The 25,298-nt window shown below is 73.9% G+C and carries 21 protein-coding genes; 6 read left to right on the plus strand and 15 right to left on the minus strand.

The features are described from left to right. Positions 1–7: 7 nt before the first annotated feature. The 3 genes from FHS39_RS11140 to FHS39_RS11150 are packed head-to-tail and all read right to left on the minus strand — an operon-like array spanning position 8 to position 2,978. Positions 8–1,003, minus strand: a complete 996-nt coding sequence (locus FHS39_RS11140) for an acyl-CoA dehydrogenase family protein (RefSeq protein WP_184349098.1) — start codon at positions 1,001–1,003, stop codon at positions 8–10. After that, the gene (locus FHS39_RS11145) at positions 1,000–2,142 is read right to left on the minus strand and encodes an acyl-CoA dehydrogenase family protein (RefSeq protein WP_184349100.1); all 1,143 of its coding nucleotides are present in this window, start codon (positions 2,140–2,142) and stop codon (positions 1,000–1,002) included. The genes FHS39_RS11140 and FHS39_RS11145 overlap by 4 nt, the downstream gene beginning before the upstream one ends. Then, a complete protein-coding gene (locus FHS39_RS11150) occupies positions 2,142–2,978 on the minus strand; it encodes an enoyl-CoA hydratase (protein WP_184349102.1) in 837 nt (278 codons plus the stop codon). Before FHS39_RS11150 ends, FHS39_RS11145 begins: the two co-directional genes overlap by 1 nt. Before the next feature lie 44 nt (positions 2,979–3,022). On the opposite strand from FHS39_RS11150, the gene FHS39_RS11155 reads away from it, so the two are divergent. From FHS39_RS11155 to FHS39_RS11170, 4 genes are all read left to right on the plus strand, one after another. Beyond that, positions 3,023–3,823 (plus strand): SDR family oxidoreductase, encoded by an 801-nt coding sequence (locus FHS39_RS11155; RefSeq protein WP_184349104.1) that lies wholly within the window; start codon positions 3,023–3,025, stop codon positions 3,821–3,823. Between the two features lie 14 nt (positions 3,824–3,837). After that, positions 3,838–4,461: a TetR-type transcription factor C-terminal domain-containing protein gene (locus FHS39_RS11160; RefSeq protein WP_184349106.1), complete on the plus strand. Its 624-nt coding sequence runs from the start codon at positions 3,838–3,840 to the stop codon at positions 4,459–4,461. Between the two features lie 28 nt (positions 4,462–4,489). Then, entirely contained in the window at positions 4,490–5,647 is a 1,158-nt protein-coding gene (locus FHS39_RS11165; protein ID WP_184349108.1) for an acetyl-CoA C-acetyltransferase, read from the plus strand. Positions 5,648–5,767: 120 nt separating this feature from the next. After that, positions 5,768–6,238, plus strand: a complete 471-nt coding sequence (locus FHS39_RS11170; RefSeq protein ID WP_184349110.1) for an aegerolysin family protein — start codon at positions 5,768–5,770, stop codon at positions 6,236–6,238. Between the two features lie 3 nt (positions 6,239–6,241). Here FHS39_RS11170 and FHS39_RS11175 read toward each other — a convergent pair whose 3' ends face one another. The 7 genes from FHS39_RS11175 to FHS39_RS11205 form a co-directional block, all read right to left on the minus strand. Continuing rightward, complete coding sequence (locus FHS39_RS11175) at positions 6,242–9,142, minus strand: BTAD domain-containing putative transcriptional regulator (RefSeq protein ID WP_184349112.1); 2,901 nt, start codon at positions 9,140–9,142, stop codon at positions 6,242–6,244. Next, on the minus strand, positions 9,139–9,609 hold the full coding sequence (locus tag FHS39_RS11180) for a hypothetical protein (protein ID WP_184349114.1): 471 nt from the start codon (positions 9,607–9,609) through the stop codon (positions 9,139–9,141). The genes FHS39_RS11175 and FHS39_RS11180 overlap by 4 nt, the downstream gene beginning before the upstream one ends. 201 nt (positions 9,610–9,810) lie before the next feature. Beyond that, positions 9,811–10,680 carry an SCO6745 family protein gene (locus tag FHS39_RS11185; RefSeq protein WP_184349664.1) on the minus strand — a complete coding sequence of 290 codons (870 nt, stop codon included), beginning with the start codon at positions 10,678–10,680 and terminating at the stop codon, positions 9,811–9,813. A gap of 42 nt (positions 10,681–10,722) precedes the next feature. After that, positions 10,723–11,769, minus strand: coding sequence for an NAD(P)H-dependent flavin oxidoreductase (locus FHS39_RS11190; RefSeq protein WP_184349665.1), 1,047 nt, complete (start codon positions 11,767–11,769; stop codon positions 10,723–10,725). Positions 11,770–11,780: 11 nt separating this feature from the next. Beyond that, the gene (locus FHS39_RS11195; RefSeq protein WP_184349116.1) at positions 11,781–12,539 is read right to left on the minus strand and encodes a CoA-transferase subunit beta; all 759 of its coding nucleotides are present in this window, start codon (positions 12,537–12,539) and stop codon (positions 11,781–11,783) included. Further along, the gene (locus FHS39_RS11200) at positions 12,536–13,384 is read right to left on the minus strand and encodes a CoA transferase subunit A (protein WP_184349666.1); all 849 of its coding nucleotides are present in this window, start codon (positions 13,382–13,384) and stop codon (positions 12,536–12,538) included. The genes FHS39_RS11195 and FHS39_RS11200 overlap by 4 nt, the downstream gene beginning before the upstream one ends. A gap of 17 nt (positions 13,385–13,401) precedes the next feature. Further along, positions 13,402–14,163 carry an enoyl-CoA hydratase family protein gene (locus FHS39_RS11205; protein WP_184349118.1) on the minus strand — a complete coding sequence of 254 codons (762 nt, stop codon included), beginning with the start codon at positions 14,161–14,163 and terminating at the stop codon, positions 13,402–13,404. Positions 14,164–14,235: 72 nt separating this feature from the next. Here FHS39_RS11205 and FHS39_RS11210 point away from each other — a divergent pair, with 72 nt between their 5' ends. Both FHS39_RS11210 and FHS39_RS11215 read left to right on the plus strand, forming a co-directional pair. Continuing rightward, the gene (locus tag FHS39_RS11210; RefSeq protein WP_184349120.1) at positions 14,236–15,018 is read left to right on the plus strand and encodes an SDR family oxidoreductase; all 783 of its coding nucleotides are present in this window, start codon (positions 14,236–14,238) and stop codon (positions 15,016–15,018) included. A gap of 1 nt (position 15,019) precedes the next feature. Continuing rightward, positions 15,020–15,931: an SDR family oxidoreductase gene (locus FHS39_RS11215; protein ID WP_184349122.1), complete on the plus strand. Its 912-nt coding sequence runs from the start codon at positions 15,020–15,022 to the stop codon at positions 15,929–15,931. A 16-nt stretch (positions 15,932–15,947) separates the two neighbouring features. Here the strand turns inward: FHS39_RS11215 and FHS39_RS11220 are convergent, their stop codons facing one another. Genes FHS39_RS11220 through FHS39_RS11240 form a run of 5 tightly spaced genes read right to left on the minus strand, consistent with a single transcriptional unit; the run spans position 15,948 to position 25,274 of the window. Beyond that, positions 15,948–16,844: an ABC transporter permease gene (locus tag FHS39_RS11220; RefSeq protein ID WP_184349124.1), complete on the minus strand. Its 897-nt coding sequence runs from the start codon at positions 16,842–16,844 to the stop codon at positions 15,948–15,950. Beyond that, positions 16,841–19,531: an alpha/beta fold hydrolase gene (locus FHS39_RS11225; RefSeq protein WP_184349126.1), complete on the minus strand. Its 2,691-nt coding sequence runs from the start codon at positions 19,529–19,531 to the stop codon at positions 16,841–16,843. Before FHS39_RS11225 ends, FHS39_RS11220 begins: the two co-directional genes overlap by 4 nt. Positions 19,532–19,589: 58 nt before the next feature. Continuing rightward, entirely contained in the window at positions 19,590–20,141 is a 552-nt protein-coding gene (locus FHS39_RS11230) for a DUF1697 domain-containing protein (RefSeq protein WP_184349128.1), read from the minus strand. Between the two features lie 42 nt (positions 20,142–20,183). Further along, positions 20,184–23,195, minus strand: a complete 3,012-nt coding sequence (locus tag FHS39_RS11235) for an alpha-mannosidase (protein ID WP_184349129.1) — start codon at positions 23,193–23,195, stop codon at positions 20,184–20,186. A 15-nt stretch (positions 23,196–23,210) separates the two neighbouring features. Further along, positions 23,211–25,274 carry an endo-beta-N-acetylglucosaminidase gene (locus tag FHS39_RS11240; protein ID WP_184349130.1) on the minus strand — a complete coding sequence of 688 codons (2,064 nt, stop codon included), beginning with the start codon at positions 25,272–25,274 and terminating at the stop codon, positions 23,211–23,213. Between the last annotated feature and the right edge of the window lie 24 nt (positions 25,275–25,298).

Consider the following 25,298-nt stretch of genomic DNA (forward strand, 5'->3'; position numbering starts at 1 on the left):
AGGTGTTTTACTTGTGTAATACTTTCGCGCGGCACTCCGCCGGCGTCCCCCACGCGCCGCGCAGCGCCCTCGCCTTGCCGATCCACAGCGACAGGTCGTACTCCGCGGTGTAGCCCACGGCCCCGTGCACCTGCAGCGCGGTGCGGGCCGCCGCGTACGCCGCCTCGCAGGCGGCCACCTTCGCGGCGGCCACTTCGGCCGACGCCTCCGGTGCCCGCCCCGCCAGGGCCACGGCCGCCCCGTGGAGCAGTGGACGGGCGAACTCCAAGCCGATCAGCACGTCCGCCAGCCGGTGCTTGACCGCCTGGAACGAGCCGATCGGCACCCCGAACTGGGTCCGCTGCCGGGCGTAGCCGACCGTACGGTCCAGCAGGGCGAGCCCCACACCCAGCGCCTGGGCGGCCGTCGCGAACGCCGCCCAGTCAGCGGCGCAGCAGGCCGCCTCCCGCACTCCCGGGCCGGTCGCGAGGAGTTCGCCGTCGCGCGGCCGGGCCAGTCGCCGCGCCGGGTCGAGCGAGGCCTGCACGGGGTCGCAGTCGCGGGCGAGGTGCAGGTCGTCGGCCGGGTCGCCGGACACCACCAGCACCGCGTCGGCGGCATCCGCGTCCAGCGCATAGGGCCCGCCGCACGGCATGGCCAGACTCGCCATCACCTGCCCCGTGCAGATGCGCGGCAGCCACGCCCCCGCGAGCCCGTCCCCGGCGAACCGGCCCAGGAGCACGGCCGCCGCCACCGTCTCGACCAGCGGCCCCGGCGCCGCATGCCGCCCCAACTCCACGAAGGCGACGCCCAGTTCCACCGGCAGCAGCCCCGACCCGCCGTGCGCCTCCGGCACGGCGAGCCCGAAGACGCCCGCGCCCGCAACCCGCGCCCACAGCTCCCGTCCCGGGCCGTGCTCGCCCCGGGCCCAGGCCCGTACCGCCGAGGGCGTGTCGGCGGCGGCGAACATCCGGTCCAGATTGCGGCCGAATGCGGTCTGCTCGGCGTCCGGCAGGAACCTCATCCCCGCCGCCCCTTCGGCAGCCCGAGCAGCCGCTCCGCGATGATGTCGCGCTGGATCTCGTTCGTGCCCGCATAGATCGGCCCTGCCAGGGCGAAGACATAGCCGTCCGGCCAGGCGCCCTCGGCGAGTTCGCCGTCCGGGCCGAGCAGGTCCAGGGCGGTCTCGTGCACGGCCAGGTCCAGTTCGGACCAGAACACCTTGGTCAGGCTGGCCTCGGCACCCGCCGCGAGCCGCCCCGCACAGGCCTGCGCATAGCCGTACAGCCGGTACGCACGGGCGCGGATCACCGCGTCCGCCACCCGGTCCCGCAGCGCCGTGTCGTCCGGGTCCGCGGCCGTGCGCCACAGCGCCGCCAGCCGCCCGGCGGCGGCCGCGAGCCGGCCCGGACTGCGCAGCGTCAGACCGCGTTCGCTGCCGGCCGTGCTCATGGCGGTCTGCCAGCCCCGGCCCGGCTCGCCGATCACGTCCGCGTCCGGCACGAACACCCCGTCCAGGAACAGCTCCGCGAAGGCGGGCTTGCCGTCGAGGCGGCCGATGGGGCGGACCGTCACCCCGTCGGCGTCGAGCGGGAACATGGCGTAGGTCAGCCCCTGGTGCGGCCGGGCGGCGCCCGGATGGCTGCGGAAGAGGCCGAAGGCGCGGTCGGCGAACGCCGCTCGCGAGGACCAGGTCTTCACCCCGCTGAGCAGCCAGCCGCCCTCGGTCCGCACCGCCGCCGACCGCAAGGAGGCGAGGTCCGAGCCCGCCTCCGGCTCGGACCAGGCCTGCGCCCACACCGTCTCGCCGCTCGCCATCGCGGGCAGGATCCGGGCGCGCTGCTCCTCGGTGCCGTGCTCCAGGAGCGTGGGGGCGAGCAGGTGGATGCCGTTCTGGCTGACGCGGAAGGGGGCGCCCGCCGCGTAGTACTCCTCCTCGAAGACCAGCCACTCCAGCAGTGAGGCACCTCGGCCGCCGTACTCCCGCGGCCACGACACCGCCGACCAGCCGCCGTCGCACAGGGTGCGCTCCCACGCCCGGTGCTCGGCGAAGCCCTGCCGGGTCTCCAGCGACGTGAGGGGCCGGCAGGGCACATGATCCGCCAGCCAGGCGCGGGCGTCGGCCCGGAAGGCCTGCTCCTGGGGTGTGAAGTCCAGGTCCATCAGGCGTCCTTCATCGCCCGCACGTCCAGGCCGCCGAGGGGATCGGCGGCCGTCTCCGCGTTGTGCGCGTGCGCCAGGTGATGGAGGGCGAAGACGGAGTCCAGCCCGCTGTGCAGGCCCTGGAGGTCCTCGGCCTGGTTGACGGCCCGCTTGGTGAGCGCAAGACCCATCCGGGGCATGCGCGCGATGCGCTCGGCCAACTCCCGCGTTGTGGCAGTCAGTTCACCGCGGGGCACCACCCGGTTGACCATCCCCACCTCGTAGGCGCGGCGCGCGCTCATGCGGTCGCCCGTGTAGAGCAGCTCCTTGGCCACGCGCGGGGGCATCACCCACGGATGCGCGAAGTACTCGACGCCGGGGATGCCCATCCGTACCACCGGGTCGGCGAAGAACGCGTCCTCGCTCGCCACGATCAGGTCGCATACCCAGGCCAGCATCAAACCGCCTGCCACACAGGCCCCTTGGATGCTAGCGATCACCGGCTTCGGCAGCTCGCGCCAGCGGCGGCACATGCCCAGGTAGACCTCGGACTCGCGGGCGTAGCGCTGCTCGGCACCCGCCTTGTCCGAGTGGTCCCACCACATCCCGGCGCGGCGCGCCCACGCAAGGTGGGCATCGCGCTCGGGGGTGCCGATGTCGTGCCCGGCCGAGAAGTGCTCGCCCGCCCCCGCCAGGACGATCACCTTGACGCCGTCGTCGGCCGAGGCCTCGTAGAAGGCGCCGTCCAGCGCGTATGTCATGGAGGAATTCTGGGCGTTGCGGTACCGGGGCCGGTTCATGGTGACCGTCGCCACCGGACCGAGCCGTTCGTAGCGCACCACAGGGTCAGTCGGCATGGCCATCCTTCCCTAACAAGTGTTTGGTAGGTTAACGTACGGCCATGACGAGCGTCGAGGAGTCGCGCACGCCCCCGTACGTCCCGGGCCACGCGCTGCTGGCCGGCCGCACCGCCGTCGTCACCGCCGCCGCCGGCACGGGCATCGGCGGGGCCACCGCCCGCCGCTTCCTCGAAGAGGGGGCGGACGTCGTCCTGGGCGACCTCCACGCCCGCCGCCTCGCGGTCTCCGTCGCCGCGCTCGCCGAGGAGTTCGGCGACCGGCGCGTCGCCGGAACGACCTGCGATGTCACCGACGAGACCCACGTCCACCGCCTCCTCGACCTCGCCGAGGAACGGCACGGCCGCCTCGACGTCCTCGTCAACAACGCGGGCCTCGGCGGCACCGCGGAACTGGCGGACATGACCGACGCGCAGTGGGAGAAGGTCGTGAACACCACCCTCTACGGCACCTTCCGCTGCACCCGCGCCGCCCTGCGCCGGATGCGCGCGGGCGGACAGGGCGGCGCGATTGTCAACAACGCCTCCGTCGTGGGCTGGCGCGCCCAGCACGGCCAGGCCCACTACGCCGCCGCCAAGGCCGGGGTCATGGCGCTCACCCGCTGCGCCGCCGTGGAGGCCGCGCACTACGGGGTCCGGGTCAACGCCGTCTCGCCCAGCCTCGCCGCCCACCCCCACCTGGCGAAGGTCACCACGCCCGCGCTGCTCGAGGAGCTGGCCGGCCGCGAGGCGTTCGGACGGCCCGCCGAGCCGTGGGAGGTCGCCAACGTCATCGTCTTCCTGGCCAGCGGCTACGCCTCGTACATGACCGGCGAGACCGTCTCCGTCAGCAGCCAGCGCGCGTGACCGACAATGGGACCGTGCCGATCAGCAAGAAGACGACCACCAAGACCCCGGCGGACGGGCGCCGCCGGGAACTGCTCGCGACCGCCGCCGAGGTCTTCGCCGCGCAGGGCTACAACGCCACCACCGTCCGCCGGATCGCCGACGAGGCCGGAATCCTCGCGGGCAGCCTCTACTACCACTTCGACTCCAAGGAGTCGATGCTGGACGAGATCCTCTCCGCCTTCCTCGACGAGCTCTGGGCGGGCTACGACGCGGTGCTCGCCGCCGGGCTCGGCCCCCGCGAGACCATCGAGGCGCTCGTCACCGAGTCCTTCCGCGAGATCGACCGGCACCGCGCCGCCGTCGCCATCTACCAGAAGGAATCCCGGCACCTGGTCGACCAGCCGCGCTTCGCCTATCTGGCCGCCTCCCAGCGGAAGTTCGAGAAGGCGTGGCTGGGCACCCTGGAGCGGGGCGTGGCCGACGGCGCCTTCCGCGCCGACCTCGACGTACGGCTCGCCTACCGCTTCGTGCGGGACACGGTGTGGGTCGCGGCGTCCTGGTACCGGCCGGGCGGCGCGCACAGCCCGGAGGAGATCGCCCGGCAGTACCTGTCGATGGTCCTGGACGGCATCGCCGTGCGACCGCAGGAGCCGTAGCACCCAAGGAGCACCCAAGGAGCCAGACATGGCCGAGGCATTCATCGTCGAAGCGGTGCGGACACCCGTGGGCCGGCGCGGCGGAGGCCTGGCCGCCGTGCACCCCGCCGACCTCGGCGCGCACGTCCTCAAGGCGCTGATGGAGCGCACGGGGGTGGACCCGGCCGCCGTGGAGGACGTCGTCTTCGGCTGCCTCGACACGGTCGGGCCGCAGGCCGGGGACATCGCCCGCACCAGCTGGCTGGCCGCCGGGCTGCCCGAGGAGGTGCCGGGCGTCACCGTCGACCGGCAGTGCGGTTCGGGCCAGCAGGCCGTCCACTTCGCGGCCCAGGCGGTGCTCTCCGGCACCCAGGACCTGGTCGTCGCGGGCGGCACCCAGAACATGTCGCAGATCCCCATCGCCTACGCGGCAGCCCGCGCCACGGAGCCGCTGGGCCTGACCGACGGCCCGTTCGCCGGGTCGCGCGGCTGGCAGGCGCGCTACGGCACCCTGCCCGTCAACCAATTCCACGGTGCCGAGCTGATCGCCGACAAGTGGGGCATCACCCGCGAGCAGATGGAGGAGTTCGCGCTCCGCTCGCACCAGCGGGCCGTACGCGCCGCCGACCAGGGCCGCTTCGGGAAGGAGCTCGTCGCCTACGGGGACGTGACGGCGGACGAGGGGCCGCGCCGGGACACCACCTTGGCCAAGATGGCCGCCCTGCGGCCGGTCGTCCCGGGCGGACGGCTGACCGCGGCCGTCTCCTCCCAGGTCTCCGACGGCGCCGCCGCCCTGCTGATCGCGAGCGAACGGGCCGTCCGCGACCACGCGCTGAGGCCGCGCGCCCGCATCCACCACCTGTTCGTACGCGGCGAGGACCCCATCCGCATGCTGACGGCCCCCATCCCCGCCACCGCGTACGCGCTGAAGAAGACCGGGCTGACCATGGACGCCATCGACGTCGTCGAGATCAACGAGGCCTTCGCCCCGGTCGTCCTGGCCTGGCTGCAAGAGACCGGGGCGGACCCGGAGAAGGTCAACCCCAACGGCGGCGCCATCGCCCTGGGGCATCCGCTGGGGGCGACGGGCGCGAAGCTGATGACGACGCTGCTGCACGAGCTGGAACGGACGTCGGGGCGGTACGGGCTGCAGACGATGTGCGAAGGGGGCGGGCAGGCGAACGTGACGGTGATCGAACGGCTGTGACCGAGTCCGTGATTCCTTGGTGGATAAACGAGCTCCGTCAATCGGTTGTTGAACGGGGTGCCGCAGAGTTCCCGGCAACGCGGGAAAGACCCGCGGAACCGCAAAGGAATGAGGTTCCTCATGCGTCGCATCACCCCCCGCCTGATGACCGCGGCCGCCGTCGCTGCGATCGGGCTCGGCGCCATCGCCACCGGCACCGCCTCGGCCGCCCCGGCCGGGGCCCTCGCGGCCCGGAGCACCCAGGTCCAGTTCCACAACGGGACCGGCTGCACGCTGACCCGGGCGGACTACGGCCTCGCCCACGGCATCTGGAGCCAGGAGCCGCCGGCCGTCGTGTACAACACGGGGGACGTCTCCTGGCAGTCGGAGAGCAATGGGTTCATGACCGGCACCGAGGGTTCCATCACCTTCACGACGTCGAACTGCGAGGAGGGCTGGCGCAACGGCCGCGCCATCCGCTTCCACTGGGACAACCCCTTCGCCGGCAGCAACGGCTACGACACGAACGGCACGGACGGCGCCTTCCGCAACGTCATCCAGGGCGGTGGCGGCGACAACGCCCTGGTCTTGTGGGGCGAGTACAAGAACTGACCCTCACGCGAGGCCCGCCAGCAGCGTCCGGGTCTGTTCGGCATCGGCCACGGCCCCGCGCCGGTCGAAGAGGTCGAGGGCGGCCTCCAGGCAGGCCCTCGCCCTCGCCCCCTGTTCCAGATGACACAGACTGCGCCCGAGCGCCCTGAGCAGAGCGCCCTCGAGCATGCCACTGGTCCGCCGGGCCAGCGGCATGAACTCCTCGGCGGTTCCCACCGCGAGGGTGTAGTGCCCCGCTTCCGCGTGGACCTCGGCCATCAGGGTGCCCGTGGCCGCCTCGAAGGCGGTCACGCCCAGGGCGCGGAACAGGGCCAGCGCGTCCCGGGCCCGGCTCAGTGCGGCCTTCCCGTCCCCGCACAGGCGCAGGACCCGGGCCAGGTAGTACAGCCCGATGGCCTTCGACACCGATTCCCGGCCGCCGACGAGCTCCGCACCGCGCTCGGCCGCGGCCCGGGCCTCGGAAAGCCTGCCCTGGCGGGCGTAGTTGAAGGCCAGCTCACCCAGTGCGGTGCCTTCCGAGATCTCCGCACCGAGCTCGCGGAAGAGCCGCACCGAGGCCTCGCCGTGGCCGACCGCCTCGTCGAAGTGGCCGTGGACGCGGGCGTTCGCGCACAACGTGAGGTGTGCCGACGCCCGCAGCCGCGCGGATCCGCCGGCGCACAGCTCCAGGGCGCGGGCGAGTTCGGACTCGGCCTCGGCGTAGGAGTTCGCGTGCCACAAGGCGTTGCCCCGTACGTACCGGGCCAGGGCCTCGACGTCCGGGCTGCCGCGGCGCGCGGCGGCACCGGCGACCCGCTCGGCCCGTTCGGTCACGGCGGACAGGTGCGTGATCCCCGACAGCACGGTGTTCAGCTTGTCCATGAGGTCGGCCGCCTGTATCAGCGACAGGCCGTCGTCCTCGCAGGAGCGGTCGACCAACGCGCGCTGCACGGGGGTTTCCTCCCGCATCCAGCCGGTGGCGTCCTGGGCGGTGCCGAACGCGAGGCCCGCCGAGATCATCGGCACGTCGACGAGGGAACGCTCCGCGGGTTCCACCGAGTGCGCCACCGCATCGGCGTTGCGCGCGGTGGCCACGCAGAAGTCCAGGAGCCCCGCGAAGGCCCGGGTCGTCTCCCCGGGGGTGTCCTCGCGGGCGCTCCGGGCCCGCGCGAACGCCCGGACCAGGTCGTGAAAGTGGTACCGGCCCGGCCTGCGGGACTCCAGCAGGCTCAGGTCGACGAGCGACTCGAGCAGCTCCTCGGTGTCCTCTGGGTCGCACGAGTCCCGGCCCAGCAGCGCCGCCACGCACGGCAGCCCGAAGTCCGGCACCTCCAGAACCGCCGACAGCCGGAAGGCCCGCGCCTGTTCGCCGGTGAGCTTGGCGTACGACAGGTCGAAGGCGGCCTCCACCGCCGCGTCCCCGCTGCGCAGCTCGTCCAGGCGGATCCGTTCGTCCTTGAGCAGGCGGACCATGTCCGCCAGGGACCGGCCGGGCTCCGCGGCCAGGCGGGACGCGGCGATCCGCAGGGCCAGCGGCAGCGCCCCGCAGGCGTCCGCCAGTTCCGCCGCCGCCTGCGGCTCGGCGTCGACGCGGCGGTCACCGATGATCCGCCGCAGCAGCGCCAGCGCCTCCTCGGGCGGCAGCACGTCGAGCCGCATGTGCCGCGCGCCCTCCAGCCCGGTGAGCCATGCGCGGCTGGTCACCAGCACCGCGCAGCCCGCCGCACCCGGAATCAGCGGGCGCACCTGTTCGTCCGATGCGGCGTTGTCGAGCAGCAGGAGTACCCGCCGCTCCGACAGCGACGAGCGGTAGAGCGCGATGCGTTCGGGCATACCGTCCGGGACGCCGCTCGCGTCGGTCCCCAGCTCCCGCAGGAACGTGCCGAGGACGGACCGCGGGTCGGCCGGGTCGCGATCGGCGCCGCGCAGGTCCACGTACAGGTGCCCGTCCGGGTATCTGTCCCCGAGCCCGCGGGCGGTGTGTACCGCCAGCGTGGTCTTGCCGACGCCGGCCATGCCGTTGATCGCGGAGACCACTACGGTCGCCGCGTCACCGGTCAGCATTCCGGCGAGCGTCTCCACCTGCTCCCCGCGCCCGGTGAAGTCGTCGATGTCGCGCGGCAGCGCGGCCGGGCGCGGCCCCGTGGCCCGGATGCCGTGGGCCGGTTCGGGAAGCCTGAGGGACGGGTCCGAGCGCAGGATCCGCTGGTGCAGCTCCCCTAACGCCCTGCCGGGCCGTACCGTTCCCAGGAACCGCCGGGTGTCCTCGAAGACCCCCAGCGCCTCGGCCTGGCGGCCCGACCGGTACAGCGCCAGCATCTGCACCCCGCGCAGCCGCTGACTCGCGGGGTACTCCAGTACCAGGGCGCCGGCCTCCGCGGCCAGCCCCGGCCGGTCGCCGAGCTCGGCGTCGAGCTCCAGCCGGGCCTCCAGCAACGCCTGCCGGACCCCGCACAGCCGGGCGCGCGACACCCTGGCGGCCGGCCCGTGCAGGCCCGCCAGCGGCTCGGAGGTCCACAGCCCGAGGGCCGCGTCGAGGACCTCACGGGCACGGTCCGCCCCGTCAGCGGACCGCACCTCCTCGGCCGTGTCCACGGCACCCTCGAACGACCAGGTGTCCACGGCCCGTTCGGCGACCCGCAGCGCATAGCCGTCACCGACCGTCTCCAGCACCGGCGCGCCGGGCCCGTCGAGAGCCCGGCGCAGCCGCCAGATGTGGGTACGAATCGCATGCTCCGGTCTGGCGGGACGGTCGCCCTCGTCCCACACGCCGTCGACGAGCAGCGGCATCGCCACCGTCCGCCCGGCGGCGGCGATCAGGACCGCGAGCACTTCCCGCTGCTGCGGTCTGCCCAGGTCCAGCTCGACGCCCCCGCTCCAGCCCCGCACCGGGCCGAGGAGGGAGAACCGGAGCTCCTGCGTCACCGGGTCGACCAGACCTGAATGATGTACGGGGCCTCGCTGAAGACCCTCAGTGTGCCGTCGGGGCCCAGGCCGAGCTTCATCACCGGGTAGTTTGTGCCGATCTCGTTCTGCGCGGTGTTGCTGGCCCAGCACACCCGGTTGTTCTGGCCGTACACCACGAAGTTGCCGTCGGACTGCATCACGGCGCGGTCCCCGCACCCCACCGTGCCGGTACGCCAGACCGGCGTCCGGTGCGCCCAGTCGTCGCTGGTGGTGTAGATGACGAGGTTGCCGTCGTCCTGCATCGCGAGCTGGGCGTTGCCGTTCCTGAGGTCCGAACCCCTGGTGAGGACCTCGTCGTTCCAGATGATGCCCTGGGCGGCGTTCCGGTCGGCTGAGGCCGTTCCGCCGGTCGCCACCACTCCGGCGGCGGCGACCACCGTGGTCGCGGCGACGGCGGCGAGACGGCGGGAGAATCTCTTGCGCATGGCTGGCCCTTCGGTCGTGGGGTGAGTGATGACCCGACGACTCTCGCGGTGGCCGATGCACGATCGATGGATGAGTGCTAAACGCTCTCTTATACCTCTTTGAGGCCGCGTATCACCGCCCTGCCACCGCTTCTCACCCTGCCGGGCAATACCAGCCGTGTCCCGGTGGCACCCCGCTGCTTGCCGGCCCGCCCCGCATTATCAGGCCGGTGTCGGCAGCCCGATCGGGTTCGGGAAGCGGAGCGCCGGAGTGCAGGATGCGGCCAACGGGGCCAGGACGGAACGGAGTTCCTCGCGGGCGGCGAGGGCAAGACCCTCCCACGCCCGGGCCGCCGCCCGGTCGGTCACGCGTTCCGCCTCCGCATGGACGCGGCGGCCTTCCACCGTCGCCGAGCCGTCCGGACCGAGCAGTCCACGCGCGGTCAGCCGGGCGGCCGCGGCGTCCCACTCCTCGTCCGTCCACCCCCGGTACGGCTGGAGTTCGCTACGCGGCAGGTCGATGCCCGTCCGCAGGACGAGCGTCTCGCAGCCGTCCAGGCCCGCGGCGACCAGGGCCGCCACATGACCGTCCCCACGGTGCTCGCGCAGCACCGTCGTCGCCTGCCACAGTGCGTCCAGCGGGTCGTCCGGCAGACCGAGATCCACGTTCGCGCCGGCCAGGACGCGCCCGCCGCAATCCAGGCCGTCCAGCACCGGGGCCAGCAGTCCGGCCGCCCGCCCGGCCTCCTTCTCCCGCCCTTCCAGCAGCCGCCGCAGCGCCGCCCTCGTCCCCGACCGCCTCAGATCCAGGGCCCGTTCGGGCGGCAGGAGCCGCCAGACCGAGGGCAGGGCGCGCGCCACCGTGGCCGGGGCGAAGGAGAAGAAGGACGCCGTGACCGGCCCGGGGCCGACGGGACCGAGCGGTGCCGCGCGCCCCGCGAAGTAGCCGCGCCACCAGCCGCGCAGCCCGGCCTCCTCGAAGGCGGCCGGCACCTCCGGAGCGAAGTACACGACGGCGTGGATCGGTTCGAACAGCCGCCAGAGCGAGCGGGCGTCCGCCGTGCCGCCGTCCGGCGTACCGTCCCCCGTCATGTCGTGGCCTGTCATGCCGCCCCTCCGTTCCGGCCGCGTGTCTCACGGCCGCGGCAAGCCTCGCAGAGTCTCGTGGGCCTCCGCCAGGATCCGCTCGACGAGCTGGGCGACGGTCGGCAGGTCCTCGATGACCCCGGCGACCTGCCCGGCCGGCATCACCCCGAGGTCCGTGCGGCCCTCCACCATTGCGGCCCGCAGCAGCATCGGCGTGTTCGCGGCCAGCAGCACCTGGCCCCAGCCGAGCTCCTTGCCGTGCTTCAGCGCCAGCCCGTCGCGCAGCATCCTCTGCCAGCTCAGCCCGGACAACCGGCGGAAGGCGGCGGCCCGCACCAGCGCCCGGACGAGCGTGCCCGCGCGGCCGGCCCCTTCGAGAGTGGTGACGAACGGGGTGCGCAGCACCCGGTGGGGGAGGCCGTCGACCTTGGTGGTGACGGTGACGTCGTGCACGCCGGCGCCGAGGTAGGCGGCCTTCACCGGACCGGGGACCGTGCTGTCCGCGGTCAGCAGGAAGCGGGTGCCCATGGCGATGCCGGCCGCCCCGTAGGCCAGCGCGGCGACCAGACCGCGCCCGTCGTGGAAGCCGCCCGCCGCGATCACGGGGATGTCGACCGCGTCGACCACCTGCGGCAGCAGCACGCCGGTGGCCACCGGACCGGTGTGTCCGCCGCCCTCGGAGCCCTGCACCACGACCGCGTCCGCGCCCCACGCCGCGACCTTTTCCGCGTGCCGCCGCGCCCCGACCGACGGGATCACCACGACGCCCGCATCCTTGAGCCGGGCGATCAGCTCCGGCGACGGGGCCAGTGCGAAGGAGGCGACCTTCACCCCCTCCTCGACGATGACGTCGACGCGCTCCGCCGCGTCCCTCGCGTCGGCGCGCAGATTCACCCCGAACGGCCGGTCCGTACGGGAGCGCACCTCCCGGACCGCCTCCCGCAGCCGCGCGGTCGTCATGGTCGCCGAGCCGAGGATGCCCAGCGCACCGGCCTCCGCCGAGGCGGCCACCAGTCGGGGACCCGACACCCAGCCCATGCCGGTCTGCACGACCGGATGCCGGACGCCGACCAGCCGGGTGAGGGCCGTGGGCAGGGTGGGGCCGCTCATCGGCGCACCTCGCGCTCGCGCAGCCCGGCCGGGTCCAGCACCTCGCGGATCAGGCGCAGTTCGGCGGCCGTCGGCGTCCGGGTGCACGGGGTGCCGTCGGGCACGGGAAGGGCGAAGCCGGTGGCCGCCTGCAACTGCCCGGCGGTGACGCCCGGGTGCAGGGACCGTACGCGCAGGGTGCGGCCGGGCGTCTCGAAATCCAGGACGGCCAGGTCGGTGACCACGCACCGGATGCCGTGGAAGCGGGCCGCCGACGGCCCGGCGGCCCCCGCCCGGTCGTATCCGACGCCGCACACCATGTCGACCCGCTCGACCAGGACCCGAGGCGAGTGCCGGGGGATCCAGTAACTGACGGGGTGATTGAGCGTGTTGACCGGCGCGCCGCGCACGCCCAGCAGCTGCCGGGAGGGCCGCTTCCAGTCGCCGATGCAGCTGATGTTCTGGTTGCCATGGCGGTCGAGCTGGCTCGCGCCCATCATCACGTGCCGCTTGCCGCCGCTGACCAGGGCCAGGTGCCTGCGGAAGGGCAGCCACCCCTCCACTACTTGGGCCTTTGCGCCCAGCGCGGGCACGTCTGCGGTCAGCAGCGCCTCGCCGTCCGTCAGCAGCAGATCCGGCGCGAAGGTGAGCTTCGCCAGCCGGGCGCCCAGGGTCGGCACCACGCCCATCGGGCTCGCCAGGATCTCCCCGTCGCCGCGCCAGGCCTCGGCGCACGCGACGACACACTGCTCGGCCCTGCTCACGCCGCTGCTCATGCGCCCTCCCCGGCGAACTCCCGGACCGCGGCCCGGTAGGCGTCCTCGTCGCCCGACAGGAAGCGCCCGCAGAACGCCGCCCAGGCCGCCGGGTCGGCCGCGGTCTTGGCGTAGGCCGCCTGGAAGGCCTCGTCGCGCTCGTAGTCCGGCACGCAGGACGTGAAGTGCGCGCCGCCCGGCGCCTCGATCACCCCGGTCACGCAGTGCCGTTGGACGAGCAGCGTCTGCGGCCCGCCCGCGGCTGCGAACTCCTCGCCGTCCACGATCCGTTCGCAGGAGACGTAGGCCTCGCGCGCCGCCTCGCAAAAGAGGTCGTCGAAGTACGGATCCGGTCCCAGGTACTGGGCGTTGCCCCGCACGTCCGCGCGGTTGAGGTGGACAAGCGCGGCGTCCAGGGCGAGGGCCGGTACGGCCGCCAGCTCCTCGCCGTCCGCGTACGGCGAGGTCACCGTGCGCAGCGAGGGGTCGGTCTGCATCACGTCCGAGCCGAGCCCGGCCCGCAGCGGCAGGAAGGGCAGCCGGTGGGCGGCGGCGGTCAGCCCCCACATCACCATCGCCTCATCCCATTCGGTCAGTTCGATCGCACCGCTCTCCCGGGCGGCGCGGAAGTGCGGTTCGAGGGGGATGGAATCGAGGGTGGCGAAGGCCGTCACGAGCCTGCGGATCTTTCCCGCGGCGGCCAGCAGGCCCACGTCGGGGCCGCCGTAGGAGACCACGGTCAGATCGGTGAGGTCCGAGCGGAGGACGGCCCGGACCAGGGCCATCGGCTTGCGCCGGGAGCCCCAGCCGCCGATGCCGACGGTCATGCCGCTGCGGAGCCGGGCGACGGCCTCGTCGGCGGTCATCTGTTTGTCCGCGCCGGTCACGGCCGCTCCTTTCCGGTGCGCCGGGAGACGAAGGCGTCGCGGTGCCGGTCCCCGGCGCCGGCCAGGGTCGCCTCGTAGGTGAAGCCCTGCTCGAAGCGGTAGCTGCGGCGGACGTCGACGGGGTCGATGCCGTTGAGCGCGGCCTTGGCCAGGCGCAGCAGCGTGCCGTCCTTGGCGGCGATCTCCCCGGCCGCCTCCAGGGCCGTGGCGGCCAGCCGGTCGCGCGGCACCACGCGCCAGACGGAACCGTGCCGGTGCAGCTCCTGCGCGGTGACCGTGCCCGAGGTGTAGAACAGGATCCGCATCAGGTGCTGGGGGACCAGCCGGGCGAGGTGGGTGGCGGCGCCGAGGGCGCCGCGGTCGAGCTCGGGCAGGCCGAAGACGGCGTCGTCGGCGGCGACGACGGCATCGGCGTTGCCGGCGAGGCCGACGCCGCCGCCGAGGCAGAAGCCCTGGACGGCGGCCACCACCGGCACCTGGCAGTCGTAGACGGCGGAAAAGGCCGCGGCGCAGCCTTGGTTGACGTCGAGCAGGGCCCGGTGGCCGGGTGTGCGCTGCAACTCCTTGATGTCGACGCCCGCATTGAAGCCCCGCCCGGCGGCGGCGAGGACGACGCAGTTGACCGAGGGGTCGGCGCCCGCGGCCCGTACCGCTTCGGCGAGGTCGTACCAGCCTTGTGCGGGAAGGGCGTTGACGGGCGGGTAGTCGACGGTGACGACGGCGATGCCCGGTTCGGGGCGTGCGGTGGAGATGCCCATCAGCTACCTTTCCACCAAACGTTTGTTAGGTATCGACCGTAGCAGCGGGCACGCCGTCGCGGGAGGTGGGGAATGGGCAGCGAATCCGGCCTGACGGGCCGCCTCGCCGTCGTCACCGGCGGCACGCGGGGCGTGGGCGCGGGCATCGCCCGGGCGTTCCTGCGGGCAGGCGCCGAGGTCGTCGTCTGCGCGCGCCGCCCACCGGACGCGCCGGTCGCGGCAGCCGGCCGCCCCGCTCGCTTCCTCCCCGCCGACCTGCGCGAACAGGCCGCCGTGGACGCCCTCTTCGAGAGCGTGCGCGCCGCACACGGCCGACTGGACGTGCTGGTGAACAACGCGGGCGGCACGCCCTTCCTGCCCCTGGCCGAGGGGGAAGCCGCACGCCACGCCCGCGTCCTCGCGCTCAACCTCCTCGCGCCGCTGTCCGCTTCGCTCGCCGCCCACCGCATCATGCGCACCCAGCCCTCCGGCGGCTGCATCGTCATGGTCGGCAGCGTCAGCGGCACCCGCGCCTCGCCGGGCACCGCCGCCTACGGCGCGGCCAAGGCGGGGCTGGAGAACCTCGCCCGCACCATGGCCGTCGAATGGGCCCCGGCGGTCCGCGTCAACACCCTCGTCCTCGGCATGGTGCGCACCGAGTCCGCGCACCTGCACTACGGCGACGAGGACGGCGTCGCCGCCGTCGCCCGGACCGTGCCGGCGGGGCGGCTGGCCGAGCCGTACGAGGTCGGCGAGGCCGCCGTCTTCCTCGCCTCCGACCGCGCCGCCTACATCACGGGGGCGAGCCTGCTCGTGCACGGCGGCGGCGAGCGGCCCGCATTCCTGGACGCATCCAACGCGAGAGAGGAGCGGTGACATGAGCGGAATCTGCAGCGGACGCGTCGCCGTCGTCACCGGCGCGGGCCGGGGCCTGGGCCGGGCGCACGCAATGGCCCTCGCGGCCGAAGGCGCCGCGGTCGTCGTCAACGACCTGGGGGCCGGGCCCGGCGGGGAAGGCCACTCGGCGTCCCCGGCCGAGCGGGTCGCCGAGGAGATCCGCGCCCGCGGCGGCCGGGCCGTCGCGCACGGCGGCGACATCGCCACCGCCGAGGGCGCCGCCTCCCTGACGGCCCTCGCCCTGGAGACCTACGGGCGGCTGGACGCGCTCGTCAACAACGCCGGGTTCCTGCGCGACCGCATGCTCGTCAACCTCGGCGAGGACGACTGGGACGCGGTCGTCCACGTCCACCTCAAGGGGCACTTCCTGCCGCTCAAGCACGCCGCCGCGCACTGGCGGGCGGAGGCCAAGGCGGGCCGCACCCCCCAGGCGCGGGTGGTCAACACCACCTCCGGCGCCGGGCTGCTGGGCAGCGTCGGCCAGGGCAACTACGCGGCGGCCAAGGCCGGGATCGTCGGCCTGACGCTGGTGGCCGCCGCCGAACTCGGCCGCTACGGCGTCTGCGTCAACGCCATCGCCCCCGCGGCCCGCACCCGGATGACCGAGACCACCTTCCCCGAGGCGATGGCCGCCCCGCGGGACGGCACCTTCGACGCGATGTCCCCGGCCAACGTCTCCCCGCTCGTCGCCTGGCTGGCCTCCGCCGGCTCCGACGGCGTTACGGGCCATGTCTTCGAGACGGAAGCGGGCCGCATCACCGTCATGGAGGGCTGGCACCCCGGCCCCACGGCGGACCGCGGTGACCGCTGGACCCCGGCGGAAGCAGGCGAAGCGGTCCGCGGCCTCCTGGCGGGGGCGAGGCCGCCGCGACCGGTGTACGGGGCGGGGTGACGCCCCCACTCGCCCCTCAGGACACCACGTCCTTCCCCCGGAAGTGCCGGAATGCGCAGGCGGAGAGCACCAGTGCATATCCCACCGACACCGCCGTGCCCTTCACCATCCCGCTCCACTCCGCATGCGGCTGCAGCGCATCCGCCCATGCGTACTGCCAGTGCGCGGGCAGCACCTCCCGCCAATGTCCCAGCGCCGTCACCGCGTCCAGCACATTGCCGACGATGGTCAGCCCCATCGCACCGCCCACCGCCCCCAGCGGCGCATCGGTGACCGTCGACAGCCAGAACGCCAGCGCGGCCGTCACCAGCTGGCCCACGAAGACATAGGCGACGACGACTGCCAGCCGCCAGGTGGCCGTCCCCGCATCCAGCGCCCCCCCGGTGGGAATCCGCAGCGGCCCCCACCCATAGGCGGCCGTGCCCGCCGCGAGCGCCACCAGCGGCAGCAGCACCATCGCGGCCGCGCTGAACCCCAGTGCCACCGCCAGCTTGCTCAGCAACAGCCGGGAGCGCGGCACCGGGGCCGCCAGCAGATAGCGCAGCGACGACCAGCTCGCCTCCGACGCCACCGCATCCCCGCAGAACAGCGCCACCGGCACCACCAGCAGGAAGCCCGCCGAGACGAACAGGGCCGTGGCCGCGAAGTTCACCCCCGAGGCGGTGGCGGTGTCCATCAGGCTCACCCGCCCGTCCCGGCCGCCGCGGTCCCCGCCGATGGCGAAGGCCGCGATCAGCACGAACGGCAGCGCCGCCAGCACCGCCCCGACCACGAGCGTGCGCCGGCGCCGCAACTGCCGCGCCGCCTCCACCCGCAGCGGCAGGGTGCGCCGCGCCCGGTAGCCCTCCGCGGATCCGTCTGCGGATGCGGATGCGGATGCCGGTACCGGCGCGGAATTCAGCGCGGTCTTCATGCCGAGCCTCCGATCAGGGTCAAGAACGCGTCCTCCAGCCGCCGGTGCGGGCCCACGCTCGCCACCGGGATCTCCAGCCGGACCAGCTCCACCAGCAACTCCCGCGCACTCGCGCCGTCGAGCCGCACCAGCAGCCCCTCGTCCGTCCGCACGGCCGAGGCCACCCCCGGCAAGGAGGCCACCTTCTCCACCGCCACGTCCGACAGCCGGCCGTCCACGCCCACGAGCAGCGTGTCGCCCGAGCCGGTGATCTCGGCCACCGGGCCGGCGCTGACCAGCCGCCCGCGGTCCATCACGACCAGATGGGTGCACGACTGCTCCACCTCGGCCAGGAGATGACTGGAGACGATCACCGTGCGGCCGGCCGCCGCGTACCGGATCATCACCTCGCGCATCTCCCGGATCTGGGGCGGGTCCAGTCCGTTGGTCGGCTCGTCCAGAATCAGCAGGTCCGGCAGCCCGAGCATGGCCTGGGCGATCGCGAGCCGCTGCCGCATGCCCTGCGAGTAGGTGCGCACCGCGCGTTCCAGCGCCGGGCCCAGCCCCGCGATCTCCAGCGCCTCCTCGACGTGCGCGTCCCCGGCCGGCCGGCCCGTCGCCCGCCAGTACAGGTCCAGGTTGGCGCGCCCGGACAGATGCGGCAGGAAGCCCGCGCCCTCCACGAACGCCCCGACCCGCGACAGCACGGGCGCGCCCGGCCGGATCGCGTGCCCGAAGACGCGGATCTCGCCCGCGTCGGGACGGATGAGGCCCATGAGCATGCGCAGCGTCGTCGTCTTGCCCGCGCCGTTCGGCCCCAGCAGCCCCAGCACTTGGCCGCGCTCCACCCGGAACCCCAGATCCTGCACGGCGTACCGGTCCGCGGACTTGGCGTACCGCTTGCTCAGCCCGGTGATCTGCAGCGGCACGTCGGCGAGCGCCGGGTCGGGCGCGGGCACGGCGGTGCGCCTGCGTCCGGTCAGCAGCACCGCCGCGGCCACCAGCACGCCTCCCACCGGCAGCCCCCACGTCCACCAGGGCAGCCCCGCCGAGGCGGTGCGCACCTCCGGTGCGGTGGGCACGCTCAGCCCGCCCGCCAGGGAGACGGTGTACGTGGCCGGGCGGGCCGGCGAGGCGTAGCCCAGGTCGGTGGCGGCGAGCACCAGCCGCATCCGGTGCCCGGACTCGAAGGTGTGGTCGACCGCGGGCAGTCGCAGCTCGACCGCCCTGCCGTCCTTGGCGTCACCGACCCGGACCGGCACCACCAGCTGCCCGGGCAGCTGCTGCTGCCCGTTCGGCCCGACGTCGTAGACCTTGGCGAACAGCACCGCTTCACCGGTGGAGGAGGCGACCTTCACCTTCGCCGTGGGCGAGCCGGTGACGCGGACGGACTCGTCGAGCCGGGCGGAGTCGAAGTGGGCGTACTGGCCGGGGAAGTCCAGCGAGACGCCGAGCCCGAGGCCCGCCAGCTGCCCGGAGAGCGCGCCCATGCCGGGCACGGCCGAGATGGCCGGGGGAGTGCCACCGGCCGGATTGCCGAAGGACTGCTCGCGGCCGGTGAGCGGCACCGTGCGGGCGTCGTTGCGCAGCCCGGGGTAGTGCTCGTCGCTCGCCCCGCGCAGCTGTGCCCGGCCGTCGGTGGTGTCCAGCCCGCCGGTCCGGCTGACCCGGAAGGCGGGGCCGGTGCTCGCCGCCGCGTCGCCCTTGAGGTAGCGGTCGAACCAGGCGCGGGTGCGCTCCTCGATCCGGCCCTTCTCGTTGGCGGTGCCCGTGTCGTGGCCGCCGGCGATCCAGTCGACGGCGACCGGTGCTCCGTTGCGGGCGATGGCCCGGGCCGCCGCGTCGGACTGGTCGAGGGGGAAGAGCGAGTCGCTCTGCCCCTGGACGAGCAGCGTCGGCACCTTGATGCGGTCCGCGACGGCGGAGGGGCTGCGGCGGGTCAGCAGCTCGCGCGCCTGGTCGTCCGGGCGTCCGGCGACGGCCACCCGCTCGTACATCGCGCACAGCTCCGCATCGAAGCGGCCGCAGCCGACGTCCGACGGGGAGGCCGCGGTGGTCTTGCCGACGCCCGTGGAGCCGGTGGTGAAGAAGATTCCGGTCCAGAGCTTCTTGAGGACGTCGCCGGGGAAGAGGGAGTCGGCGAGGTTCCAGTAGGTGATCTGCGGGACGATGGCGTCGACCCGCTTGTCGTGGCCGGCGGCGAGGAGCGAGATCGCGCCGCCGTAGGAGCCGCCCGCGATGCCGACTCTGGGGTCTTTGGCCGCGTCCAGCTGCACCTCGGGCCGTTGGGCCAGCCAGTCGATCAGCCGGCTGACGTCGGCGCCCTCGCGGTCCGGGTCGTTGAGCCCGATGCGGCCGGTGGAGTGCCCGAAGCCGCGCGCGGACCACGTCAGCACCGCGTAGCCGGAGCGGGCCAACTCCTCCGCCTCGCCGCGCATGTCGTCCTTGCTGCCGCCGAAGCCGTGCGCCAGCAGGACGGCGGGCCTGCGGCCGGAGCCGCCGGAGGTGAAGAAGGACGTGTCGACCCGCACCTTCTGCGCACTGCCCGGCGCCTCGGGCACGGACACGAAGCGGTCCTCGCGGTGGACGGGCGGATCTCCGCCGGTGGCCGCCGCCACCGTCCAGGTGCCGGCACCGGCGAGCACGGCGACGGCGGCCATGGCGGCGAGCGGCCGCCGCCCGCGCGGGCGGGGGAAACGCAGCTTCATGTTCGAATGCTAAGCGGAGCCGATTTGCGGCCCGGCGGCCGCCGGTGCGACAGGCCGATTATTCGCCCGTCGTGCCGTCCGCCATGTCCGCGAGTCTGGTGACGGTGTTCCAGTTGCGGCCGGTGCCTGTCGTGCGCAGCCGCCGCTCGGTCAGCACCTTCGCCAGCTTGGAGTCCCGGATCCCGTTCGCACAGTGCAGGTACACCTCGCGCTCGCCCAGGGCGAACTCCTCCGGCGCATAGGCGGCAGGATCGATGTCCGCGACGGTGGCCGGATCGACGGGCCCGGCGAGGAACGTCACCACGAACCGTGAGGGGTCCACCTCGTGCCCGGCGAACGGATTCGCCTCGACGACCCGCCGTATCTCACCGCCCTCCCGCACGATGCAGGCCACGGAGAACCCCAGCTCCCGTTCGATGGCCTCCTCCAGCCGGGCGGCCAGGGTCTCCTCGTCCGCGCCCTCGTGCACGAACACCGCATTGCCGCTGTTGAGGTGGGTACGGACGGCTCCGCAGCCGAGCCCGGCCAGCAGCTCCCGCAGGGTCTGCATGGGGACGCGCTTCTTGCCGCCGACGTTGATACCGCGCAGGAGCGCTACGTACGTTGTCACGTGGGCACTGTAGTGGCGTTCGAGAAGGCGGCCGGCCGGACCTCAGCCGCGTGCCAGCCGCAGCGTGACGATCTCGAACGGCCGCATGTCCAGCGGCACCCCTCCGTCCTCCACCGCGGCTTCCCCCACGGGCCGCTCCAGCAGGTCGCAGACCGCCGCCCGGCGCAGCGCGAAGCCGGCCGTCAGGCGAGTGCGGGCCCGCCCGCCCAGCGCCTCGTACATCCGCACCACCACATCCCCGCTGCCGTCGTCCGCCAGCTTCACCGCCGACACCACCACCGCGTCACCGTCGAGCGCCACCAGCGGCGCGACCTCCGCGCCCCCGGCAACCCGCCGTTCCGGCAGATTGATCCGGTGCCCCTCACGCACCGCGTCCCCCACCGTCGCCCCCGGCACCAGCGCATGACGGAAGCGGTGCACCCCCTGGTCCGTGCGCGGGTCCGGGAAGCGCGGCGCCCGCAGCAGGGACAGCCGGACGGTCGTGGTCGTGCCGGTATCCCCGGGGCGGACGGACCGCGTCACGTCATAGCCGTACGTCGAGTCGTTGACCAGCGCCACCCCCCACCCCGGCTCCTGGAGGTGGACGAACCGGTGCGCGCACGCCTCGAACTTCGCCGCGTCCCAGCTGGTGTTGGTGTGCGTGGGCCGGTGGAGGTGGCCGAACTGGGTCTCGGCCGCCACCCGGTCGGTGTGCACGTCGAGCGGGAAGGCGAGCTTGAGGAACTTCTCCGTCTCGTGCCAGTCGACCTCCGTCTCGACGTCCAGCCGCTGGGCCCCGGCCGCCAGCACGATCCGCTGCCCGACCCGAGACGAGCCGAACGCACGCACCACCCGCACCGCGTCGGCGCCCGCCGGCTCCAGCGACTCCACGTCCGTCAGATCGGTCACCGTGTTCCGGTAGAAGTGGTCCACGTCCCACGCGTCCCACATGTTCGGGAAATCGGGGTGCAGCTGCAGCAGGTTGGCCGCCGCGCCGGGCGCGACCGCCTCACGGCCCGTCTGCCGGTCGTACACCGAGACGACCAGCCCGCGCCCGTCGACGGCCACGGTCAGCAGGCCGTTGTCCAGCACGAATCCGCCGCCCTCGCGCGCCTCCATCGTGGTCGCCCGGTCGGCCGCCGGCGCCTCGGGTGCGGCCCCGAGCGCCGGCACCCCACCGCGGCCGTGCGGCGCCGCGTTGAAGACGACCGTCCCCGGGCCGTCCCCGGCCAGCGCCGCCAGCGCCTCCCCGACGATCCCCTCCAGCTCCGCGGCCACCGCCGCATACGTCGCCGCGGTCTCCCGGTGCACCCAGGCGATCGACGTGCCGGGAAGGATGTCGTGGAACTGGTGCAGCAGCACCGTCTTCCACAGCCGGTCCAACTGCTCGTACGGATACCGGAACCCGGCCCGTACGGCCGCCGTCGCCGCCCACAGCTCGCCCTCGTGGAGCAGGTGCTCCGAGCGGCGGTTGCCCTGCTTGGTGCGCGCCTGGCTGGTCAGCGTCGCCCGGTGCAGCTCCAGGTACAGCTCGCCCACCCACACCGGCGCGTGCTCGTACTCCGCGCGCGCCTTCTCGAAGAACGCCGACGGCTTCTCGAAGACGACCCTCGCCGACCCCTCCAGATCCGCCAGCCGCCTCGCCCGCGCCAGCATCTCGCGCGTCGTGCCGCCACCGCCGTCACCCCAGCCGGTCGGCGCGAGCGACCGGGTGGCCCCGCCCTTCTCCCGGAAGTTGCGGACGGCGTGCGCCACCTCCTGCCCCGACAGCTGGGCGTTGTAGGTGTCGATGGGCGGGAAGTGCGTGAAGACCCGGCTGCCGTCCAGCCCCTCCCACCAGAAGGTGTGGTGCGGGAACGTGTTGGTCCGGCTCCACGAGATCTTCTGCGTCAGGAACCACTTCGCACCCGCCAGTTTCACCAGCTGCGGCAGCGCCGCCGAATAGCCGAAGGTGTCCGGCAGCCACACCTCCTCCGTCTCGATGCCGAACTCCTCCAGGAAGAAGCGCTTGCCGTGCACGAACTGCCGCGCCAGCGCCTCCGACCCCGGCATGTTCGTGTCCGACTCCACCCACATGCCGCCCACCGGCACGAAGCGGCCCTCCGCGACCGCCTTCTTCACCCGCGCGTACACCTCCGGACGGTGCTCCTTGATCCAGGCGAACTGCTGCGCCTGCGACATGGCGTAGACGAAATCCGGCTCGTCCTCCAACAGCGCCGTCATGTTGGACGTCGTACGGGCGACCTTGCGCACCGTCTCCCGCAGCGGCCACAGCCACGCCGAGTCGATGTGCGCATGCCCGACGGCGCTGATCCGGTGCGCGGAAGCGTGCGCGGGCGCTGCCAGGACGCCCGCGAGCTCCTCCCGGGCCCGGCCCGCCGTGCCGCCGACGTCCTGGAGGTCGACCGCGTCCAGCGCCCGCTCGACGGCCCGGAGGATCTCCCAGCGGCGCGGCGCGTCGGCCGACAGCTCCGCCATCAGCCCGTCCAGCACCTCCAGGTCCTGCACCAGCTCCCACACCGTCCGGTCGAAGACGGCCAGGTCCATGCGCGCCAGCCGGTAACGCGGCGCGTCGTCCGCCGTCTGCCGGTCGCCGAGCTCCGTCGGCAGGAAGGGGTGGTAGTCCAGGATCACCGGGTTGGACGACGCCTCGACGTGCAGGCACACCGGCTCGCCGCCCCTGACCCGCTCGCCGATCCGCACCCACTGGTTGCACGGATTGAGCCCCTTCACCGGGGAGCCGTCCGGGCGGTAGACCAGCCCCTCGCACTGGAAGCCCGGCATCTTCTCGTCGAACCCCAGGTCGAGCAGCGCCTCGACCGTACGCCCGGCCCACGCGTCCGGCACGGTCCCCGTCACGGTGAACCAGCTCGTGCCCCAGGCGGGCCCCCACATCTCGCCCACCCGGATGGGCGTGCGCCCGGCCGCCAGCCCCTCGGCTACAGGCACGGGCTCACCGGGCGCGTGCCACACGGTGACGTCCAGCGGCACCGACTCCGGGTACACGGCCGGCCGGATGCGCTCGTCCAGCACCCGCTTCAGACGGGCTTCGGTGATGGTGCGGTCGTTGTGCATGCGTCGGATTCCTCACTACCAGCGGTGGGTGACGGAAGCGGCGGCCGAGGCGGTGTACAGCTCGTCCACGGCGCGCACGTCGATACGGGTGGCCGCCTCGCCGTCCGTACGACGCAGCGCCGGGACGTAGTAGGCATGCCCGCAGGTGCCGCCCAGGAAGCGGAAACCGCCCCCGGGCAGGGCTTGATGCAACTCGTAGTGGCGCACGCGCCCGGTGGCCGCGCCCCACGCCAGCCGCAGCGCCGCCGTGCCGTCGCCGCCCACCCGGGAGGCGGTGACGGCGACCCGGCCCGGCCGCCCGGGCGCCCGCGGCGCGGTCGCGCGCACCGCCAGGCCGCCCAGCCGCCACCGCACCGGCCCGCCGTCCGGAGCCGTCAGCCGCACGCCCAAGGCCCGGATCGTCCGCCCGGACCGGCCGTGCAGCAGCGCGCCGACGCGCAGCGCGGCCGTGCTCCATCCACGCCCGCCCGGCGGCAGGACGCCCGCCGGCAGGACGCCCGCCGGCAGGACGCCCGCCGGCAGGAAGACGAAGCGGTACGGCCCTTCCTCCAGCGCCACTGCCAGCTCCACCCGCACCCCCGCCGAGCCGGGGTCGGTGCGGTGCGCCAGCTCCACGACCGTGGCCCGCGTCAGCGGCAGCCGGGCGGCGTACAGCTCAACGGTCGCCGCCTCGCTGAACCCGCCGTCGACCAGCAGGCTGCTGCCGCCCCGCCAGGCGTCGGCGAAGTCGAAGCCCACGGTGGGGCGGGCGCCCGCGGTGTGCACCACCCAGCGGCGGCCGGGCAGCCGGTCCTGGAGCCCCAGATGGTTCCAGGCGGCGTCCGAGGTGCGCCTGCCCCGCTCGTACCAGCCGAGCCCGTGACCGGTGTTGAAGGACGTCGCGAACGGCAGGACGGTGAGCGTGGAGCGGTCCGCGACGGACGCGGCCGGGGCCCGCCAGGGACCCGGATCCGGCCGGGAGGGGTCCGGCGAAGGCCCGGTCCACAAGCGGTCGTCGCGCGCGTGGAAGGCGGCCGGGGTGCGCTCTCCGGGCAGGCTCTTCCAGGTCCACTCCGGCCGGTAGAAGCCGTATGAGGCGGTGTGCGGGCCGTCGGCGGGCACGAGGGCGTCCCAGTCGACGCGGGTGTCCCAGCCGGCCGCCTCGACGTCGATCCCGGCCCACAGCTCGTACCGGCTGCGCCGCGCACGCTCCGCGAGCTTCCCGGAGGCCTCGAGTCCGGCGCGGTTCCAGCCGAAATTGACGAACATGGTGTCGGCGGCCCGGAAGAAGGGGGCGTTGCGGTCGTTGAGCTCGTTCTGCCAGGCGACGTCGCCGGAGATGGCCATGGCGTCGTACCAGGTGATGCGCAGCCCCTTGCCGTGCGTGCGCAGGTGCTCCACGAAGTCCCGCATGTCCGCGCCGAGCCGGGCGTCCCCGCCGCCGGTCTCGGCGTTGAGGAACCAGCCGTCGAAGCCGTGCGCGCGGGCCACCTGGATCAGTTTGCCGGCGAGCGGGAAGCCGCCGCCCGCATCCCTGTGCACCAGCTCGCGCGTCCAGCACAGCTGGCCGCCGTAGGCGGCGGGCGGCAGGAAGACGGTGCCCAGCACGGGCACGCCGTTGCGGTGCGCGGCGTCGACGACGGGTGCGTTCGGGGCCAGGATCAGCCCCTCTCCGGAGGACCCGCCCCAGAAGACGAGCTCATCGAGGTAGGCCCAGTGGGTGAGCGCGTAGTAGTCGGCGGTGGCCGAGCCCTGCGAGGGGTTCGCGGAGGTGGTGGCGAAGGAGACGAGGGCCGAGATGCGCGCCTGACCGCCGCGGGCGGTCCCGTTGGCGGGCGGCGGGGTGAAGCGCGCGGCCAGCGGCACGCTCGCCCGGTTGAACGGCAGCTCCGCATCGTCCTCCGGCCGCCACTCGCTGAGGCTCCGCCACCGTACGCCGGGTCCGGGGGATCCGGAGGGGAGGGAGCGGGGATACCAGTAGGAGGCGTAGGGCTGGAGTCCGCCGGAGGGCTCGGCGGCCCGGGCGGCGGGCGCGACGGCGGCCGCGACGCCCGCGGCCCCGGCCATGAGGACGTGACGACGGGTGGCTCTGTGGGCCATGAGTCTCCTTCACGAGGGGAAAGG

The sequence above is a fragment of the Streptomyces olivoverticillatus genome, from assembly GCF_014203555.1.
Lineage (GTDB): Bacteria > Actinomycetota > Actinomycetes > Streptomycetales > Streptomycetaceae > Streptomyces > Streptomyces olivoverticillatus.

Bases quoted from the DNA above. Each gene is read 5' to 3' on its own strand.
- FHS39_RS11140 (WP_184349098.1), bottom strand. From the start codon at position 1,003: ATGAGGTTCCTGCCGGACGCCGAGCAGACCGCATTCGGCCGCAATCTG.
- FHS39_RS11145 (WP_184349100.1), bottom strand. From the start codon at position 2,142: ATGGACCTGGACTTCACACCCCAGGAGCAGGCCTTCCGGGCCGACGCC.
- FHS39_RS11150 (WP_184349102.1), bottom strand. From the start codon at position 2,978: ATGCCGACTGACCCTGTGGTGCGCTACGAACGGCTCGGTCCGGTGGCG.
- FHS39_RS11155 (WP_184349104.1), top strand. From the start codon at position 3,023: ATGACGAGCGTCGAGGAGTCGCGCACGCCCCCGTACGTCCCGGGCCAC.
- FHS39_RS11165 (WP_184349108.1), top strand. From the start codon at position 4,490: ATGGCCGAGGCATTCATCGTCGAAGCGGTGCGGACACCCGTGGGCCGG.
- FHS39_RS11170 (WP_184349110.1), top strand. From the start codon at position 5,768: ATGCGTCGCATCACCCCCCGCCTGATGACCGCGGCCGCCGTCGCTGCG.
- FHS39_RS11180 (WP_184349114.1), bottom strand. From the start codon at position 9,609: ATGCGCAAGAGATTCTCCCGCCGTCTCGCCGCCGTCGCCGCGACCACG.
- FHS39_RS11185 (WP_184349664.1), bottom strand. From the start codon at position 10,680: ATGACGGGGGACGGTACGCCGGACGGCGGCACGGCGGACGCCCGCTCG.
- FHS39_RS11195 (WP_184349116.1), bottom strand. From the start codon at position 12,539: ATGAGCAGCGGCGTGAGCAGGGCCGAGCAGTGTGTCGTCGCGTGCGCC.
- FHS39_RS11200 (WP_184349666.1), bottom strand. From the start codon at position 13,384: ATGACCGCCGACGAGGCCGTCGCCCGGCTCCGCAGCGGCATGACCGTC.
- FHS39_RS11205 (WP_184349118.1), bottom strand. From the start codon at position 14,163: ATGGGCATCTCCACCGCACGCCCCGAACCGGGCATCGCCGTCGTCACC.
- FHS39_RS11210 (WP_184349120.1), top strand. From the start codon at position 14,236: ATGGGCAGCGAATCCGGCCTGACGGGCCGCCTCGCCGTCGTCACCGGC.
- FHS39_RS11215 (WP_184349122.1), top strand. From the start codon at position 15,020: ATGAGCGGAATCTGCAGCGGACGCGTCGCCGTCGTCACCGGCGCGGGC.
- FHS39_RS11220 (WP_184349124.1), bottom strand. From the start codon at position 16,844: ATGAAGACCGCGCTGAATTCCGCGCCGGTACCGGCATCCGCATCCGCA.
- FHS39_RS11225 (WP_184349126.1), bottom strand. From the start codon at position 19,531: ATGAAGCTGCGTTTCCCCCGCCCGCGCGGGCGGCGGCCGCTCGCCGCC.
- FHS39_RS11235 (WP_184349129.1), bottom strand. From the start codon at position 23,195: ATGCACAACGACCGCACCATCACCGAAGCCCGTCTGAAGCGGGTGCTG.
- FHS39_RS11240 (WP_184349130.1), bottom strand. From the start codon at position 25,274: ATGGCCCACAGAGCCACCCGTCGTCACGTCCTCATGGCCGGGGCCGCG.